A 16836-nucleotide genomic window follows, 5' to 3' on the forward strand; every position below is an offset into this window, starting at 1 on the left:
AAATAATTTAGAAAATTTAGATGGTTAGTACTTTTTCGCCGCGTGCGATACCTGATACGCCTGAACGCACCACTTCCAGAATCGTGTTTTCTGCTAATGCATCAATAAAACCGTCGATTTTCTCAGTCGTACCCGCGATTTGAATCGTGTAAGTTGTTGGCGTTACGTCAACCACCTGACCACGGAAAATATCGGTCGTACGTTTGATTTCATCACGGGTTGCGCCTAAAGCTTTCACTTTGATCAACATCAATTCACGTTCAATATGCGCACCTTCAGACAGATCCACCACTTTAACCACTTCTACCAGCTTGTTCAGCTGCTTAGTGATCTGTTCGATCTTGTGATCATCACCATAAGTCGTCAAAGTCAGACGTGAAAGTGTTGGGTCTTCAGTTGGCGCAACGTTCAATGTTTCAATGTTGTAGCCGCGTTGTGAGAATAAACCTACCAAGCGAGAAAGCGCGCCTGCTTCGTTTTCTACGAGTACAGAGATAATATGTCTCATTTCGTGCGCTCCCCTTTTGCTAACCACATATCCTGCATCGATTGACCCGCAACCAGCATTGGATATACGTGTTCTGTACGGTCAACCATTACGTTAATAAATACGCACTTGTCATTGATCGCCATCGCTTCTTCAAGCTTAGACTCAAGCTCGTCTGCATGGTCAATCTGAATACCTACATGACCATAAGCTTCCATCAATTTTGCAAAGTCAGGTAAAGACTCTACATAAGAGCTAGAGTGACGGCCTTCGTAGTTCATGTCTTGCCACTGTTTCACCATACCCAGGGCACGGTTGTTCAGGCATAGAATTTTAACGTTCAAGCCATATTGCTTACAGGTAGAAAGTTCCTGGATACACATCTGAATAGACGCTTCACCAGTAATACAAACCACTTGCTGATCTGGGAATGCAAGCTTAGCCGCCATTGCATATGGCAGACCCACACCCATGGTACCTAGACCACCAGAGTTGATCCATTGACGAGGACGCTTGTAGCGATAATGCAATGCACCGAACATCTGATGCTGACCAACGTCAGAGGTAATGATCGCTTCGCCATTGGTGACTTTGTCTAGAGCACGAACCACTTGCTGAGGCTTCATCGAACCATCAGTCGGTACATCGAACTTCAAGCCATGAACCTGACGCCATTCATCAATCTGTTTCCACCATGCCGCAATCGCTTCAGGATTTGGCTTGGACACATTCATTTGCTTCAACTGGTTCAGCATTTCGTTCAGCACAGGTTCTACTGCACCCACGATTGGAATGTGCGCCATGATGGTTTTAGAAATGGTCGCCGGATCGATGTCAATGTGAATGACTTTCGCATTCGGGCAGAATTTCGCCGGGTTATTGGTTACACGGTCATCGAAACGCGCGCCTACACACAGAATCACGTCTGCATTGTGCATGGTCATGTTGGCTTCGTAAGTTCCGTGCATACCCAACATGCCGATGAATTGTGGATCATCGCCCGGGAATGCACCAAGGCCCATCAGGGTATTGGTAACCGGGTAACCCAATAGATGTGCAAGCTCAGTTAATTGTGCTGAAGCATTGCCCTGAACCACGCCGCCGCCTGAGTAAATCACTGGGCGTTTCGCATGAATCAGTTCATCAATCGCTTTACGGATTTGACCTGAGTGACCACGATATGGTGGTTGATACGAACGCATCTTCACTTTTTCAGGATATTCGTAAGCAAATTTCTCTGCCGGGTTAGTTGCATCTTTAGGAATATCAACAACCACCGGACCTGGACGGCCAGATGACGCGATATAGAATGCTTTTTTGATAATTGCCGGAATTTCGCTGGCATGGCGAACCTGGAAGCTGTGCTTAACGATTGGGCGAGAAATACCGACCATATCAGTTTCTTGGAACGCATCCTCACCGATCAAATGGCTTGCAACCTGACCAGACAGGATCACCATTGGAATGGAATCCATATAAGCTGTTGCAATTGGAGTTACGGTATTGGTTGCGCCCGGACCTGATGTCACAAGCACGACACCAGTTTTACCTGTTACGCGCGAGTATGCATCTGCCATATGGCCGGCAGCCTGTTCGTGACGTACGAGGTAATGATTAATTTTGTCTTGTTGAAATAGCGCGTCGTAGATATGTAGAACTGCGCCGCCTGGATATCCAAAAACATGTTCAACGCCTTCATCCGCTAATGCGCGAACGAGCATTTCACCACCAGATAAAAGTTCCAACGTGATTCACCCTAATATTATTCACTGCACAAATGGGAGGCATTTGCAGTGTTCATTCAATAACTGTCTGCACTGTTATAGCACATAAATTTCATAGTTTTCATAGCAATAGGAAAAAAAATCTGGTCTCTTTACTGTTCGAGCAATACAAGACCTAAAACATGTTGGGATAAACATATTTTGCTTAGCTTTGTTCAATTTCTCGGCTAGAGAAATCGCCCACTGCATGAAATGACACTTGTTCGAAGGGTGATCGATCTAAGGCATATAAAACTACTGCAGCATTCTTGTGTTTTCAGTCTGTAAAGTCAAGTTTAAAAAACAGGCTATTATTGTTTATACGTCTAAAATTTGCTGCTTTTACAGACAATTTCGACTTTAACTGTGGTTTTTAGCTTTAAAATTTTAATTTAAATCAATAAATTTCATATACTTAAAACTTTAATTTTATAAATTTTTAATATGTCTTATATAAAAAAATTGAATGAATTTTTAAGAAATTCAATGCAACTGTTTATAAATAAATTTCTTTTTATATAAAATTACTCTTTTTTAGCATTAGCTTGAAACATAAAACCACTACTGATCACAAAATTAATTGAATTAAAAATCATCTTATGGCAAAAAACTCGCTACAATAAAAACTCTATTTAACCGCTTGAAATTTTCAGGACTTTTACTGATGAAAAGATCTTTCCTGACCGCATTAAATTTTGCTACTACGCTTGTTTTAGGTGTAGCGAGCAGCTCTGCTTTAGCGATTGAATATTATAAATGGGTAGATGCCAAAGGCGTGACTCACTACACTAAAACCCCGCCTCCTAAAAATGCCAAGCACAAAAGCAAAGTAGAAACCTATGGCTGGACCAATTCCGCGCCTACACCATCAAGAACAACCGAAAATGAGAACCAGACCGAAACGGGTAACTCAAATTCATCTGCACCTGTGCCTGTCGTTTCTGAAAATGAGCAGCAACAGCGTGAAGCCAATGAAGCTTTACAACGTGGTCAGTCTGAGCGTGTAGCTTTCTAATCATACTCGTCTGTCAATTTAGATTTTTCCTGCAGAATCCCATCCGCAAAATTCACTATAAGTGCATTTTGCGCTATGCTGTGCCTCATAATTTTTTAACCGTTCTCTTGTATTACGTATATGACTACTCACATTGACTCAGAATACCAAGCCAGTGCGATTGAGCCTCAAGTCCAACAGGACTGGGAATCTCGCAAAGCCTTTAAAGTTGCCGACACTATAGAAGGTCCACGTCGTTATATCCTCTCGATGTTCCCTTACCCAAGTGGCAAACTGCATATGGGTCATGTGCGTAACTATACTATTGGTGATGTAATCAGTCGTTTCCACCGTTTAAAAGGTGAAACTGTATTACAACCAATGGGCTGGGATGCTTTCGGTCTTCCTGCAGAAAACGCTGCTATTGCACACCAGGTCGCTCCTGCAAAATGGACGTTCGAAAATATTGATTACATGCGTAATCAGTTGAAGAAACTTGGCCTGTCTGTAGATTGGGATCGTGAATTCGCAACCTGCACACCAGAATACTATCGCTGGGAACAATGGCTATTCGTTCAGCTTTATAAAAAAGGTCTGATCTACCGTAAACTTTCTACAGTCAACTGGGACCCAGTAGACCAGACCGTTCTTGCCAATGAACAGGTTGAAAATGGTCGCGGCTGGCGTTCAGGTGCATTGGTTGAAAAACGTGATATCCCAATGTACTACTTCCGCATTACTGACTATGCGCAAGAATTATTGGATGACTTAGACACACTCAAAGACGGTTGGCCACAACAAGTCTTGACCATGCAACGTAACTGGATTGGTCGCTCACAAGGGATGGACATTACCTTCCCTTCAGCGAATCCAGACATCTATGCAGATGGTTTAACAGTATTCACCACACGTGCTGACACTTTAATGGGTGTAACTTATGTTGCAGTTGCAGCAGAACATCCAATGGCATTGAAAGCAGCAGAAAATAATCCTGAGCTTCAAGCATTCATTGAAGAATGCCGTATGGGTTCTGTGGCAGAAGCGGATCTAGCGACTGCCGAGAAGAAAGGCATGGCAACAGGTCTTTCTGTAAAGCACCCTGTAACAGGTGAAGAAGTTCCTGTTTGGATTGCAAACTATGTATTGATGTCTTATGGTTCAGGTGCGGTGATGGCGGTGCCTTCACACGATGAACGTGACTTCGAATTTGCCAATAAATATGGCTTAACCATCAAGCAAGTGATTGATGCCAAAGGTGCTGATGATAGCGAGTTTGATGCAAAACAATGGCAAGAATGGTACGGTTCTAAAGAAGGTAAACTGGTTAATTCAGGTGAATTTGATGGTTTAGATTTCCAAGGCGCATTTGATGCTTTCTTGGCAAAACTAGAACCACAAGGTCTTGCCAACGTGAAAGTTCAATTCCGTTTACGTGACTGGGGTGTTTCTCGTCAACGTTATTGGGGTTGTCCAATTCCAATGATCAACTGTGACACGTGTGGTCAAGTTCCAGTGCCTGAAGACCAGCTTCCTGTTGTACTGCCAACTGACGTGGTTCCAGATGGTTCAGGTAACCCACTGAACAAAATGCCTGAGTTTTATGAAACTAAGTGCCCATGTTGTGGTGGCGATGCGCGTCGTGAAACAGATACGCTAGACACATTCGTAGAATCTTCTTGGTACTATGCACGTTATGCATCTCCAGACTTTACTGATGGCATGGTAAAACCTGAAGCAGGTCAAACCTGGCTTCCAGTAAACCAATACATTGGTGGTGTTGAACACGCAATTCTGCACTTGTTATATGCACGTTTCTTCCACAAATTGATGCGTGACGAAGGCGTGGTACAAGGTAACGAGCCGTTCACCAACTTGCTCACTCAAGGTATGGTGCTTGCGGATACTTATTACCGCGAATCTGAATCAGGCAAGAAAACCTGGTTTAACCCTGCCGACATCGAACTTGAAAAAGACGAAAAAGGTCGTATCACTTCTGCGAAATACAAAGAAGATGGTCAAGACGTTGTCGTTGGCGGTCAAGAGAAGATGTCGAAATCGAAAAACAACGGGATCGACCCGCAAGCGATTATTGACCAATACGGCGCAGATACTGCACGTGTGTTCATGATGTTTGCTGCACCACCTGATCAATCACTTGAATGGTCTGATGCCGGTGTTGAAGGTGCAAACCGCTTCCTGAAACGTGTATGGCGTTTGGCAACAGGTTTCCTTGAAAAAGGTAATACTGCGACTGAATTCGATAAAGCCGCTCTTTCTACAGCTGCGCAAGACTTACGCCGTAAGACTCACGAAACCATCCAGAAAGTGGGTGATGACATCGAACGTCGTCACGCATTCAACACTGCGATTGCAGCAATGATGGAACTGTTAAATGCGAACAACAAGTTTGAAGCGAAAGATGATAATGACGTTGCTGTAGCACGTGAATCGATCACTACGCTTTTAATTTTACTTGCGCCATTTGCACCACATTTAAGTCAGACTTTATTGGCTCAGTTTGGAATCGAGTTAACTCAAGCGCAGTTCCCACAAGTGGATGAATCTGCATTGACTCGTAATACCCAAACCATCGTGGTTCAGGTCAACGGTAAACTTCGTGGCAAACTTGAAGTGTCTGTGGATGCATCTAAAGATGACATTCTTGCGCAAGCGAAAGCTTTACCTGAAGTTCAACAATTCCTGACTGGTCCAACCAAGAAAGAAATTGTGGTACCGAATAAGCTAGTGAACTTGGTGGTTTAATTTAATCCCCCTAAATCCCCCTTTACAAAAGGGGGACTTTCCACTTCAAATAAAAAAATGAAGTCTCCTCCCTTTTTCAAAGGGAGGTCGGGAGGGATTAAATTAACCTATCCCTAACCATCTCCTTGTAGGAGAGGGAAATTCCTTCACCCTTTGGGAGAAGGTTAGGATGAGGGAAAGGATTTCACAATTCCAAACAAAGCCCGTTGCCAGCCAACGGGCTTTGACTTTACAATTCGGTTCAGGATTTCAAATATTTCCCTGAGGGAAAAAGAGGATACTCATGCATTTAGGCAAACGTTTAGCAGCAATTGTTTTAACTTGTGGTCTAAGTGCAGGCCTCGTTGGCTGTGGCTTTCATTTAAAAGGAACCAATCCGAGTTCCGCACCTGTAGCTTACTCAGTCATGAGTCTGGCCCTGCCTGACAATACTGAAGATCTTCAGGAAAAACTAGCCGTTTACTTAGGTGCTGCTGGAGTACAGCTGAGTAATGCACCTGATGCTTATGTCTTACGTGTCCTAGATTACACCCCTCGCCGTTTAGAATTGAATGGTAAATTGGTGGAAACTTTATTACGCTTGAATGTCACTTTCCGAATCGAAGATGCACAAGGCAATCCGGTGACTGAACCCCGTACAGTAATCGCGACCCGTACCTATCAATATGATATTGAAACCGTAAATACGGATGACCAGGAACAAAAATTCTTAAATCAGGTCCTGATTGATGATGTGGCCCAGCAGATTGCCCGTCAAATTTCATCGAATCGTTTGCCATTGGCAAAACCAGAAACTTCGACTCAACCAGCCCAATAAGACGACCCAATGAAACTTGACTACCTCCAGGCATTAAAACGTGTCAATGAAGCTCGCGGTGCCTGGGTGTTGCATGGTCAGGAGCCTTTGCTGGAACAGAACTTGGTAGATGCCTTTCGTAGCAGCTGGCAAAGCCGTGAAGTTGAACGCCAGCGTTATGATATTAGCTCTGCCTCTGACTGGAAAAATGTCTTCAATGCTTTAAACAGCCTGTCATTATTTTCTAGCCAACTGGCAATTGAAGTGCATGGCAATATCAAACCGGATGCCAGTGGTCTCAAACTGTTAAAAAACTATCTGCAACAGGACAGTGACAACCTGCTATTGGTAGTCATGCCGAAGCAGGATGCCAGCAGCCTGAAATCCAGCTTTTTCCAGACCATTGATGCCAATGGCGTAAATGTAGCGCTAGTGGCCAACTACCCAAAAGATCGTCAACAGATCCTCGGAATTGAAGCGGAAAAACTAGGAATTAAGCTGGCCAATGACGCCTGGCAATGGTTAGAGCAGCATCATGAGCACAATTTGCTGGCAGCCAAAAATAGCCTGATGCGAGTGGCGGATACTTTTGCTGAAGTAGATATTATCCAGATTGACCATCTATATGCCTGTTTGCAGGATCAGTCCCGTTACAGCACCTATGACCTGAGTGATGCCTTATTAAATGGGAATCTGGCGCAATCAATTAAGATTTTCCAGTATCTGATTGCATCAGGCGAGCCAATGAGCCTGATTTTGTGGAGTATCAGCAAAGAAATGCGTCTATTGATGCAATTATTTGAACAGCCACAAAATGCCTTACAAATCGGTATCTGGAAGACTAAAGTGAGCTTATATCAGCAAGCCTTGCGTCGTTTAAGTCCACAGCGCTTTTTAAGCTGGCCTCAGCTTTTGATCCGGATCGACGCTGCAATTAAAGGGATGTCCAGAGAGAACCCTGAACATCTGATCTTGCAGGCCATTGCTGAAATGTGCGGTCAAAGCTTGTTTGCATCCTCGAGTGCCTAACTAAAGAAACGCGCGAACCAGCCTTTGCCTTTTTTCTTTTCCTGTGTTCGCAGATAACTCAACATATTGTCCCGTACTGCTTCGACATAATCCTGATCATCGTGCTGAATATGGTTGGTGAGCCATTTGGACAGAAGACAATACAAATCTTTTTCAATGGACTGACCTTGCTCAAACTTCAGGCGATAATCATTTAATTTTTTGACAAATAATTCATGTATACCGCGATGTGAAGTCAAATATTGATAACTCACCTGTTCCAGCAGGTTTTCTTCAAAGCTGAAATGTGACTGGGTATAGTCAATTAAATCGTCTAGAACCTCCCGGATTTTATCGCGATCTCCGGTACTTTTGACCTGCTCTAAAGCATTTATATAGTCCAGAATCTAGCGATGTTGATGATCAATCACCTCAATTCCAATATTGTAACTTCCATTCCATTCCATTCCATTCCATCTATGAACCTCATCAATTCTCTTAGTAAAGTCGTATTATTTTTCCGCTCATTAAATAAGCATATTCTCTTAATGAATAAACCCATATTTTTCTATGGAATTAGATATCACAAACTTTATTTACTTAAATCTATATGTAAAACATAGATTTTTTAAATTTTAATAGATCATATCATTCGAAAAATTATATTAAAAATAAAAGAGGTTGGCTTTAGCGCAGAATTATTTTTACAACAAATATCATTAAAAACTTGCATGATATTGAGCAGCATTATGGCGTATTTTTATCAGCAGTTTAGTGGCCAGGTTTTTGCATGTAGTCTATCTAAGACGTACTTTATACTCCCATGAAGTTTTAATTGATTAATCATATGATCAATATTTTTCAGATAGCTAAATCGTATAAAATTTCATCTAAAAAAGATGATTTTAATAGGAGTAGCTCAATGAATGCCTTATATAAAATCAGGTTTTATCTTATATGTTTTTTTAAACCAGGCAGTGGAAAATAGTTCTCATTTTAAATAAAAAAATTCACGTTTTATCCTAATTTCGCTTTTATAATCAACTGTTATCCTACGACCCGAATCTGAACCCATATGCCAAAAATAAAACCTACGAAACTCATTATGGCAATTGTAATTGCTATCCTGGTGGCAGTCACTGCCTGGTATTTTCTAAAACCAAAAGAGCAGCAGCCACAATATATTACAGCTGAAGTGACCCAAGGGGATATCGAAAATTCGGTACTAGCAACTGGTGTACTTGAAGCCACCAAAATGGTCAGTGTCGGTGCCCAGGTTTCGGGTCAGGTTAAAAAAATGTATGTGCAACTTGGCGATCAGGTCAAACAAGGCCAACTGATTGCCCGAATTGACTCTGTTCGTCAGGAAAATGATTTAAAGACTGCTGAAGCCAGTATTAAAAACCAGATGGCACAGCTTGCCGTGAAACAGGCCAACCTCGCTAAGGTGGAAGCCGAGTATAAGCGTCAGCAAGCCATGTATGCCCAAGATGCAACCTCGCGTTCAGAACTAGAATCTGCATTAGCCAGCTACAAAACCGCTCAGGCAGATATCACCGCGATTAATGCACAGATCGAACAGTCACGTTTAACTCTAGCCACTGCGAAAGAAGATCTCGGTTATACCCAAATTGTGGCGCCAATGGACGGAACCATTGTAGCGATCGTGACTGAAGAAGGTCAGACTGTAAACGCCAATCAAAGTGCACCAACGATTGTGAAACTGGCGCAGCTGGATACCATGACCATTAAAGCGGAAATTTCTGAAGCCGATGTGATGAAAGTTCAGGAAGGTCAAAGTGTTTACTTCACCACTTTAGGTGACAGTGAAACCAAACACTATGCAACATTACGTCAAGTTGAACCTGCACCGGACTCGATCAATACCGAAAGCAACAGCACATCGACTTCATCATCAAGTACTGCGGTGTATTACAACGCCCTATTTGATGTACCGAATGAAGATGGTAAATTACGTATTGATATGACTGCTCAGGTCTACATCATTTTAGATGAAGCGAAAAATGTGCTGACTATTCCTGCCGCAGCGGTGCAAACCTCAAACCGTCCGCAGCGCCGTGCACAAAGTCCCGATAGCGATAAAACACAAGCCAATAATGCTGCCGCTCCTGCTGATGCGAAACAAGGTGAAAATAAAACGGATCGACCTAAACACTTAGAACTCACTGAAGCAGAAAAAGCCTTGGTTAAACAAGGAAAAGCAACTGTATCGATGGTTCGTGTATTACAAGCAGATGGTTCTGCAAAACCTCAACCTGTATTAATTGGTCTGAATAACCGCGTCACAGCTCAAGTCATCCGCGGCTTAAATCAAGGCGATAAAGTGGTGATTGCAGATGGTTCAGATACTTCAAATGATTCAGCTAAACGCAGCAATCGTGGTGGTGCTGGCGGCCCAATGAGAATGTAATTATGAGTCAAAATCAAACACCTCTACTTGAGGTTAAGAATCTGACTCGTGAATTCCCCGCCGGTGAAAGCACTGTTCAGATTCTTAAAGGGATTAATCTTGAGATTTATCCCGGTGAATTAGTGGCAATCGTAGGTCAGTCGGGTTCAGGTAAATCAACCTTAATGAATATTTTAGGTTGCTTGGACAAACCCACCAACGGTAGCTACAAAGTTAAAGGACGTGAAACCCGCGAGCTTGAGCCTGATGAATTAGCTCAATTGCGTCGTGAGTATTTCGGCTTTATTTTCCAGCGCTATCACTTATTGGGTGATTTAAATGCTACGGGCAACGTTGAAGTACCCGCAATTTATGCCGGTGCCGATGCGACCGAGCGTAATGCTCGTGCCAAGCAATTACTGACCGATCTAGGACTGGGAGACAAAACCCAAAACCGTCCGAGCCAACTGTCTGGTGGTCAGCAACAACGTGTATCGATTGCTCGTGCCTTAATGAATGGTGGTGATGTGATCTTGGCCGATGAACCCACCGGGGCATTGGACAAAAACAGTGGTATTGAGGTCATGCGCATTTTGCGTGAACTGAATGCCAAAGGTCATACCATTATTTTGGTTACCCATGATCATAACGTTGCTAAAAATGCCACGCGCATTATCGAAATTTCAGACGGGAATATCATTTCAGACAAACCGAATGTGCCTGAAGTTGATGATGGTTTCGAGAAAGAAAATCTGGTTCGAAATGAACAAAAGAAAATCTCGAGCTGGCGTTCTGCAGTAGACCGTCTCGGTGAAGCTTTCCGTATGGCCTTATTGGCCATGAATGCACACCGGATGCGGACCTTCCTGACCATGCTCGGCATCATTATCGGGATCGCGTCGGTGGTTTCAGTCGTTGCCCTCGGTAATGGCTCACAAAAGCAGATTCTGGAAAATATCAGCAGTCTTGGGACCAATACCATTACCGTGTTCCAAGGCCGGGGCTTTGGGGATAATTCCCGAACTGCACAAGTGAAAACCTTGATTCCTGATGATGCTACTGCCCTATCGGAACAACCTTATGTCGATGGTGTCAGTCCATCGGTCAACAGTAGTGTCACCGGACGCTTCAAAGAGATCGAAGCATCGACCACGGTCAACGGTGTCAGTGAAGACTTCTTCTATGTCAAAGGTATGAACTTCGAGTCAGGTCAGCCCTTTGATAAAGAAAGTGTGACCGAACAAGCTCAGGACGTGGTGATTGATAGCAATACCAAAAACACTTTCTTTGCGGATGGCACTAATCCTGTCGGTCAAGTCATTCTATTGGGTAGTGTACCGAGTCGGGTGATTGGCGTCATTGAAGAACAAAAAAGCATGATGGGCAACTCAGACAGCCTGAATGTGTATTTGCCTTATTCAACCGTCATGAGCCGTATGCTGGGACAATCCAATGTACGCAGTATCATTGTGCGTATTAAAGATGAATATCCAAGTGCGGCTGCGGAAAATGCCATTTTAAGCCTATTGGTACAACGCCATGGTGCTCAAGATGTGTTTACGCAAAACTCCGACAGTATTCGTGAAACCATTCAAGAAACCACTCAGACCATGACGCTTCTGGTTTCGGCTATCGCCGTCATTTCCCTAGTGGTCGGTGGTATTGGTGTGATGAACATTATGCTGGTTTCGGTGACTGAACGTACGCAAGAAATCGGGGTACGGATGGCGGTCGGTGCGCGCCAAAGTGACATTCTGCAGCAATTCCTGATTGAAGCTGTTCTGGTTTGTATTCTGGGCGGTATCTTAGGCGTATTGCTGTCACTCGGTATCGGTCAGCTGATTACCCATTTTGCTGAAGGAACCTTCCAGATGGCATACTCAACCACATCGATTGTCGCGGCCTTTGTCTGCTCAAGTCTGATCGGTATTGTGTTCGGCTTTATCCCGGCACGTAATGCAGCCCGTTTGAATCCGGTCGATGCACTTTCTCGAGAATAAGGAATCTGATATGCATACTCTTACCAAACTTGCCAGTGCCCTGATTCTAGGGAGTTCATTGGTCGGCTGTGCGGCCGTGGTGAAAACGCCGTATGAACAACCTGCTGTACAGGTACCTAATAACTTTCAAAACAGTAAAGCTGTAAGTCAGCAAATTCATGCTGATATTCTCGCAGATCAGTGGTGGACTCTATTTAAAGATCCCCAATTAAATAGTCTGGTGAATGACGTACTGGCAGCCAATAGTGATCTGGCCGTGGCCGGGATCAATTTGCAGCAAGCCCGTATTCAAGCCAGACAGACACAAAGCCAGCAAGGTGTACGTATCAGTGATGCTGGTTTAACCACACGTAGAAGCTTTGATCTGGAAGATGGCAGCAGTTCATCCGGTTTTGGGGTTAATTTCCCTGGCTTAAGCTATGAACTGGATCTGTTCGGTAAACTGGCCAATCAGACTGAAGCAGCGCGTTGGGAGGCCCTGGCATCTGAAGAGGACTTACAGGCGACTGCACAAAGTCTGATTGGTACGACTGCTCAACTGTACTGGCAGCTGGGTTATCTAAATGAACGTTATAGCGTGGTTCAACAAAACCTGGCGACTGCACAGCGTACGTATGATCTGGTCAATGTCCAGTATCGTGCCGGTGCAGTGTCTGGTCTCGATCTGACTCAAGCTGAACAGGCCATTCAAAGCCAGCAAGCGACCTTAAGCCAAATTGAACAGCAGCGTGTGGAAACACGTACGGCACTGGCAGTACTCATGAATATGCCTGTGCAACAGCTTTCGATTCAGGAACCTCAACGTTTACCGAATATTGCCTTACCGTCGATTGAAGCTGGCTTGCCTGCTAGCCTTCTCTCCCGCCGTCCTGACTTGAGAGCCACTGAACTGCGTTTGCGTAAAGCCTTGGCCAACAAGGATGCCAACAAGGCCAGTTATTATCCTTCGATCAGCCTGACTGGCAGCCTAAGTACTGGCGTAGGCACCAGTTCATCATTGTCAGATGCACTTAAAAATCCGGTGGCGACCTTAGGCGCAGGACTCAGCCTGCCATTCCTGCAATGGAATGATATGAAACGTGATTTACAGGTGAATGAACTGGAATACGAAAAGGCAATTATCCAGTATCGTCAGACCATGTACGAAGCTTTTGCCGATGTAGAGAATGCCCTGTCTAATCGCACTGAACTCACCAAACAGGTTGCGTTACAACAACGTAATGTTGAACTGGCTGAACGTACAGAACGTTTGACTGAAGTGCGTTATCGTAATGGTGCAGTGGCATTGAAAAATCTGCTGGATGCACAAGAGACTACACGTAATGCCCGTCTGTCTTTGGTGCAAACCCGACAAAGCCAATACAATGCTTATGTGACCCTGATGCAAGCTTTGGGGGGTAGCCCGATCAAGCAACTGCCTTAAGCAATACATTTAACTCAATAAAAAACCGCTGTTAGTCAGCGGCTTTTTTTGAAGTTTACATATGCAGATAAGCATTTACATTGTTGAGCTGTTCAATAGAAGGCTCATGTCCTAACAGACTGCCTTTTTCCAGCCATTGACGGGCAATTGCAATATCACGTTCTACACCAATGCCTTTGGTATATAAGCACCCCAGATGACTATAAGCATCGGCATTCACCTGCGCAGCCGCTTTACGATAGCACTGGATTGCCTGATCCAAATTGGCTTCAATACCAATTCCTTGTTCCAAAGCTTCACCTAAAGCATTTAGTGCGAGACCATTATGCTGGCTCGCAGCCTGTTGCAGATACTTCAGTCCTAAAGCCGTATCTTGCTCCACCTTCTTGCCCTTTAAATGCATCATGCCCAATTCGGCCTGTGCTTGTGCATTTCCCAATTGAGCTGCCTGATGCAGATAACGTTTGGCCTGTTCCTCATTCACTGCAAAGACTGGATAAAAATCACTATAAGCCTGATACAAATACCAGGCAGCCTTACTTGAACCTTTCGCCACCGCCTGATTCAAATATTGAATTGCTTTTTCTCGTGTCGGTAGTGGATATTCAGGCAAGCCATAAAAACGTCCCACTATATAAATCAGATCAGCTTCAGACTGTGCTGCAAGTTGCTCTTGCTGTGCGATTGCCTGAATCATTTGGGTAGCTTTAGTCGTATCTTTGGCTACCCCCACTCCGTTTAAATAGCAGAGTGCCCGACCCATATGACTAAATCGATGACCAGGATCGCTTTGCAAGGCATGTTGATAGAGTTCAAATGCTTTCTCCGGTTCATGTGCGACCAGATAGGATTCAAAATATAGTGCGGCAATCAGACTCAAGGCCTGAGGATGCTGAGTTTGTGCTGCTTCAGACCAGTAACGAAATGCCATGGTTTCATTTTTTTGCACATACCAACCATGAAAATAGGCCAGACCGATCAGAGTTTTGGCCTGTGCATCTTTATGTTCTTTGGACTGCTGTAATAGATGCTGAAACACCCGTTGACGTTGATCAGGATCAATAGTGCCGAGTAACACGCCAGCATAGTAATCATATAAACCACTCTGATCACCAAGATGAATACAGCGTTTAATGAAACTCAAAGCCTGCTGTTGATCTTTGGGCAAGATTTTGCCATTTGCATAGGCTTCGGCAATATCCTGATTGGCCGCCAAGTGATCCTGCTGTGCTGCCAGAAACAGATAATGGATCCCCAAACTTAAATCTTGCGCTGCACCATCTGCCAAATAATATTGGGCTAACTGATACTGTGAATTGGCATGTCCCTGCTCGGCATTTCGAATTAACAGTTGCAGACGTTGCTGTTCTGCAGTGTCATGATCAGATTCGGACAGCTCAGTGATGCGATACTGCGCATCCAGATGACCGCGCGCGACCGCATACCGATACCAGTACAAGGCTTTTTCAGGATCATTTAATTGGTATTGATGACCATCATAGATCTGACCTAAATGATAGGCTGCATCTTCCCCACCTAAACTATAAGCTTTTTCAAGAAAGCTAATCGCTTTTTCCGTGCTCTGCTCACGGCCCTGTCCGTATAAGTGCATTAGGGCCATACCCACATAAGCCTGCGGCAATTCCTGCTGGGCCAACCCCTGATAAATTTGATAGGCACGTTCATAATCCGGATGATGCGGATCCGTACTTAGACGGGTTGCATACTTCAATTGAGCATCAATCTGCTCAATCCATAGATCATGATGCACGGCTTTAGCCTGATCACGTTTCACCGGATCAGGACGTTTCCACATCCAGATTGCTAAAGCCCCAATCCCCAAAACCAGCACTAGCAAAAACCACATAGCTGCTCCAAAACCAAAAGATTGTTTTTGTTATATGTTTAAAAATTCATTTTAAACTTAGCATAAAAAAAAGCACAGATTGTGTGCTTTTTTTGTTGACTCAATCAGGCTTTCAGTCTTTTGCTATTAAGCTTTTTCAATACTTCCGATACCGCAACCATGGCGAAGCTAGAAGTCACTACCACTGCAGAACCATAACCACCACAGCGCAAGCCTGCGCTTGCACAAACATCTGCACTCGAGAATGGATTATCGATAGAGTAGACGCAAGTGATCCCAAATTTTTCTTTTGGCTTTTTACAGATGCCTTTAGCACGTAATTGCGCACGTAATTTTGCCAGCATTGGATCCTGTTCGGTTCTGGATAAATCGGCTACCCGGATTTTTAACGGATCCAGTTTACCGCCTGCTCCACCGGATACAATCAATGGAATCTTGTTAAAACGGCAATGCAGCATCAAGGCAAACTTTGCTTTGACGTCATCGATACAGTCCAGAATGATGTCAGGATTTCCTGACAGAATTTCTTTCACATTTTCTGGCGTCAGATAATCGTCAATCAGATTGATCTTGATTCGGGGATTAATCGAACGGCAGCGTTCTGCCATGATTTCGATTTTTTCACATCCCAGTGTTGCGGTCATGGCTGGTAACTGACGGTTAATATTCGATGCTGCGATTACATCCATATCGACCAGTGTGAGCTCACCAATCCCGGTACGTGCCAGTGCTTCGACTGCCCATGAACCAACACCGCCAATTCCGATCACCATCACATGACTGTTTTCATAATGATGAAAGCTATCGTCACCATAAATTTTGGCTACACCCGAAAAACGGCGGTCGTACTCATCATCTTGAAGCAGATCAGTCATAGGTCATCAATAGCAAGAAAAACACCAGAGTATTTTAGCAAAATCATGGGCACTTTACTGCCACTAAAATTCAGATACAAAATCAGTCATAAAAGCTTTCTTGTGTCATCGCTAAAACACGTAAAATCGATCAAATTACAACCATCATAAACTTCACAATATTTCAATTAGGATTACCTTAAAGGGAGTCAGATCAGCATGCTATTTAATGCCCTTTTTGCCCTGCTGGTTTTACTGTTCCTGCTCTATCTTTACGTCTTAATCTTTAAAAAGCAGAAAAATTATTATCTCAGTATTATGATCCGTATCCTGACTTTGGGATTATTTGCTTTGATTATCATGGATCAATATGAAACCCAGACCCATCTTGCTCTGGTGCTACTAACATGGGTACTGTTTGAGAGTAGTGAAAACTTTTATCGCAAGAAACTTTCTGCAAAGCAATAAAAA

At 43.8% G+C, this 16836-nt stretch carries 13 protein-coding genes; 8 read left to right on the top strand and 5 right to left on the bottom strand.

Annotated elements, in window-relative coordinates; genetic code table 11:
- Window positions 1-16: 16 nt before the first annotated feature.
- Window positions 17-508: an acetolactate synthase small subunit gene (gene ilvN / locus ACWM1W_RS13065; protein WP_004782091.1), complete on the bottom strand. Its 492-nt coding sequence runs from the start codon at window positions 506-508 to the stop codon at window positions 17-19.
- Window positions 505-2232, bottom strand: a complete 1728-nt coding sequence (locus tag ACWM1W_RS13070) for an acetolactate synthase 3 large subunit (RefSeq protein WP_034580267.1) — start codon at window positions 2230-2232, stop codon at window positions 505-507. Before ACWM1W_RS13070 ends, ilvN begins: the two co-directional genes overlap by 4 nt.
- Before the next feature lie 682 nt (window positions 2233-2914).
- Between ACWM1W_RS13070 and ACWM1W_RS13075 the strand changes: the two genes are divergently transcribed.
- From ACWM1W_RS13075 to holA, 4 genes are all read left to right on the top strand, one after another.
- On the top strand, window positions 2915-3265 hold the full coding sequence (locus ACWM1W_RS13075; protein WP_005232144.1) for a DUF4124 domain-containing protein: 351 nt from the start codon (window positions 2915-2917) through the stop codon (window positions 3263-3265).
- 120 nt (window positions 3266-3385) lie between these two features.
- On the top strand, window positions 3386-6007 hold the full coding sequence (gene leuS / locus ACWM1W_RS13080; protein ID WP_034169905.1) for a leucine--tRNA ligase: 2622 nt from the start codon (window positions 3386-3388) through the stop codon (window positions 6005-6007).
- Between the two features lie 283 nt (window positions 6008-6290).
- Window positions 6291-6824 carry an LPS-assembly lipoprotein LptE gene (locus ACWM1W_RS13085; RefSeq protein ID WP_004782084.1) on the top strand — a complete coding sequence of 178 codons (534 nt, stop codon included), beginning with the start codon at window positions 6291-6293 and terminating at the stop codon, window positions 6822-6824.
- A 9-nt stretch (window positions 6825-6833) separates the two neighbouring features.
- Window positions 6834-7832, top strand: coding sequence for a DNA polymerase III subunit delta (gene holA, locus ACWM1W_RS13090; RefSeq protein ID WP_034169904.1), 999 nt, complete (start codon window positions 6834-6836; stop codon window positions 7830-7832).
- Here the strand turns inward: holA and ACWM1W_RS13095 are convergent.
- Window positions 7829-8218: a bacteriohemerythrin gene (locus ACWM1W_RS13095; RefSeq protein ID WP_312309035.1), complete on the bottom strand. Its 390-nt coding sequence runs from the start codon at window positions 8216-8218 to the stop codon at window positions 7829-7831. The two genes, holA and ACWM1W_RS13095, sit on opposite strands and share 4 nt — an antisense overlap.
- 668 nt (window positions 8219-8886) lie before the next feature.
- Here ACWM1W_RS13095 and ACWM1W_RS13100 point away from each other — a divergent pair.
- The 3 genes from ACWM1W_RS13100 to ACWM1W_RS13110 are packed head-to-tail and all read left to right on the top strand — an operon-like array spanning window position 8887 to window position 13644.
- Window positions 8887-10242 carry a MacA family efflux pump subunit gene (locus ACWM1W_RS13100; protein ID WP_448765146.1) on the top strand — a complete coding sequence of 452 codons (1356 nt, stop codon included), beginning with the start codon at window positions 8887-8889 and terminating at the stop codon, window positions 10240-10242.
- Window positions 10243-10244: 2 nt separating this feature from the next.
- The gene (locus ACWM1W_RS13105; RefSeq protein WP_005232157.1) at window positions 10245-12221 is read left to right on the top strand and encodes a MacB family efflux pump subunit; all 1977 of its coding nucleotides are present in this window, start codon (window positions 10245-10247) and stop codon (window positions 12219-12221) included.
- Window positions 12222-12231: 10 nt separating this feature from the next.
- Entirely contained in the window at window positions 12232-13644 is a 1413-nt protein-coding gene (locus tag ACWM1W_RS13110; RefSeq protein ID WP_005232159.1) for an efflux transporter outer membrane subunit, read from the top strand.
- Window positions 13645-13699: 55 nt separating this feature from the next.
- Here the strand turns inward: ACWM1W_RS13110 and ACWM1W_RS13115 are convergent, their stop codons facing one another.
- Entirely contained in the window at window positions 13700-15511 is a 1812-nt protein-coding gene (locus ACWM1W_RS13115) for a tetratricopeptide repeat protein (protein ID WP_312307660.1), read from the bottom strand.
- 104 nt (window positions 15512-15615) lie between these two features.
- A complete protein-coding gene (locus ACWM1W_RS13120) occupies window positions 15616-16386 on the bottom strand; it encodes a tRNA threonylcarbamoyladenosine dehydratase (RefSeq protein ID WP_448765145.1) in 771 nt (256 codons plus the stop codon).
- Window positions 16387-16584: 198 nt separating this feature from the next.
- On the opposite strand from ACWM1W_RS13120, the gene ACWM1W_RS13125 reads away from it, so the two are divergent.
- Entirely contained in the window at window positions 16585-16833 is a 249-nt protein-coding gene (locus ACWM1W_RS13125; RefSeq protein ID WP_312307663.1) for a hypothetical protein, read from the top strand.
- Window positions 16834-16836 lie beyond the last annotated feature (3 nt).

This window comes from Acinetobacter sp. TW_SC_4 (genome assembly GCF_054861205.1).

Coding starts and splice junctions, on each gene's coding strand:
- ACWM1W_RS13125 (WP_312307663.1), top strand. CDS start 16,585: ATGCTATTTAATGCCCTTTTTGCCCTGCTGGTTTTACTGTTCCTGCTC.
- ACWM1W_RS13075 (WP_005232144.1), top strand. CDS start 2,915: ATGAAAAGATCTTTCCTGACCGCATTAAATTTTGCTACTACGCTTGTT.
- leuS (WP_034169905.1), top strand. CDS start 3,386: ATGACTACTCACATTGACTCAGAATACCAAGCCAGTGCGATTGAGCCT.
- ACWM1W_RS13085 (WP_004782084.1), top strand. CDS start 6,291: ATGCATTTAGGCAAACGTTTAGCAGCAATTGTTTTAACTTGTGGTCTA.
- ACWM1W_RS13105 (WP_005232157.1), top strand. CDS start 10,245: ATGAGTCAAAATCAAACACCTCTACTTGAGGTTAAGAATCTGACTCGT.
- ACWM1W_RS13115 (WP_312307660.1), bottom strand. CDS start 15,511: ATGTGGTTTTTGCTAGTGCTGGTTTTGGGGATTGGGGCTTTAGCAATC.
- ilvN (WP_004782091.1), bottom strand. CDS start 508: ATGAGACATATTATCTCTGTACTCGTAGAAAACGAAGCAGGCGCGCTT.
- holA (WP_034169904.1), top strand. CDS start 6,834: ATGAAACTTGACTACCTCCAGGCATTAAAACGTGTCAATGAAGCTCGC.
- ACWM1W_RS13120 (WP_448765145.1), bottom strand. CDS start 16,386: ATGACTGATCTGCTTCAAGATGATGAGTACGACCGCCGTTTTTCGGGT.
- ACWM1W_RS13100 (WP_448765146.1), top strand. CDS start 8,887: ATGCCAAAAATAAAACCTACGAAACTCATTATGGCAATTGTAATTGCT.
- ACWM1W_RS13110 (WP_005232159.1), top strand. CDS start 12,232: ATGCATACTCTTACCAAACTTGCCAGTGCCCTGATTCTAGGGAGTTCA.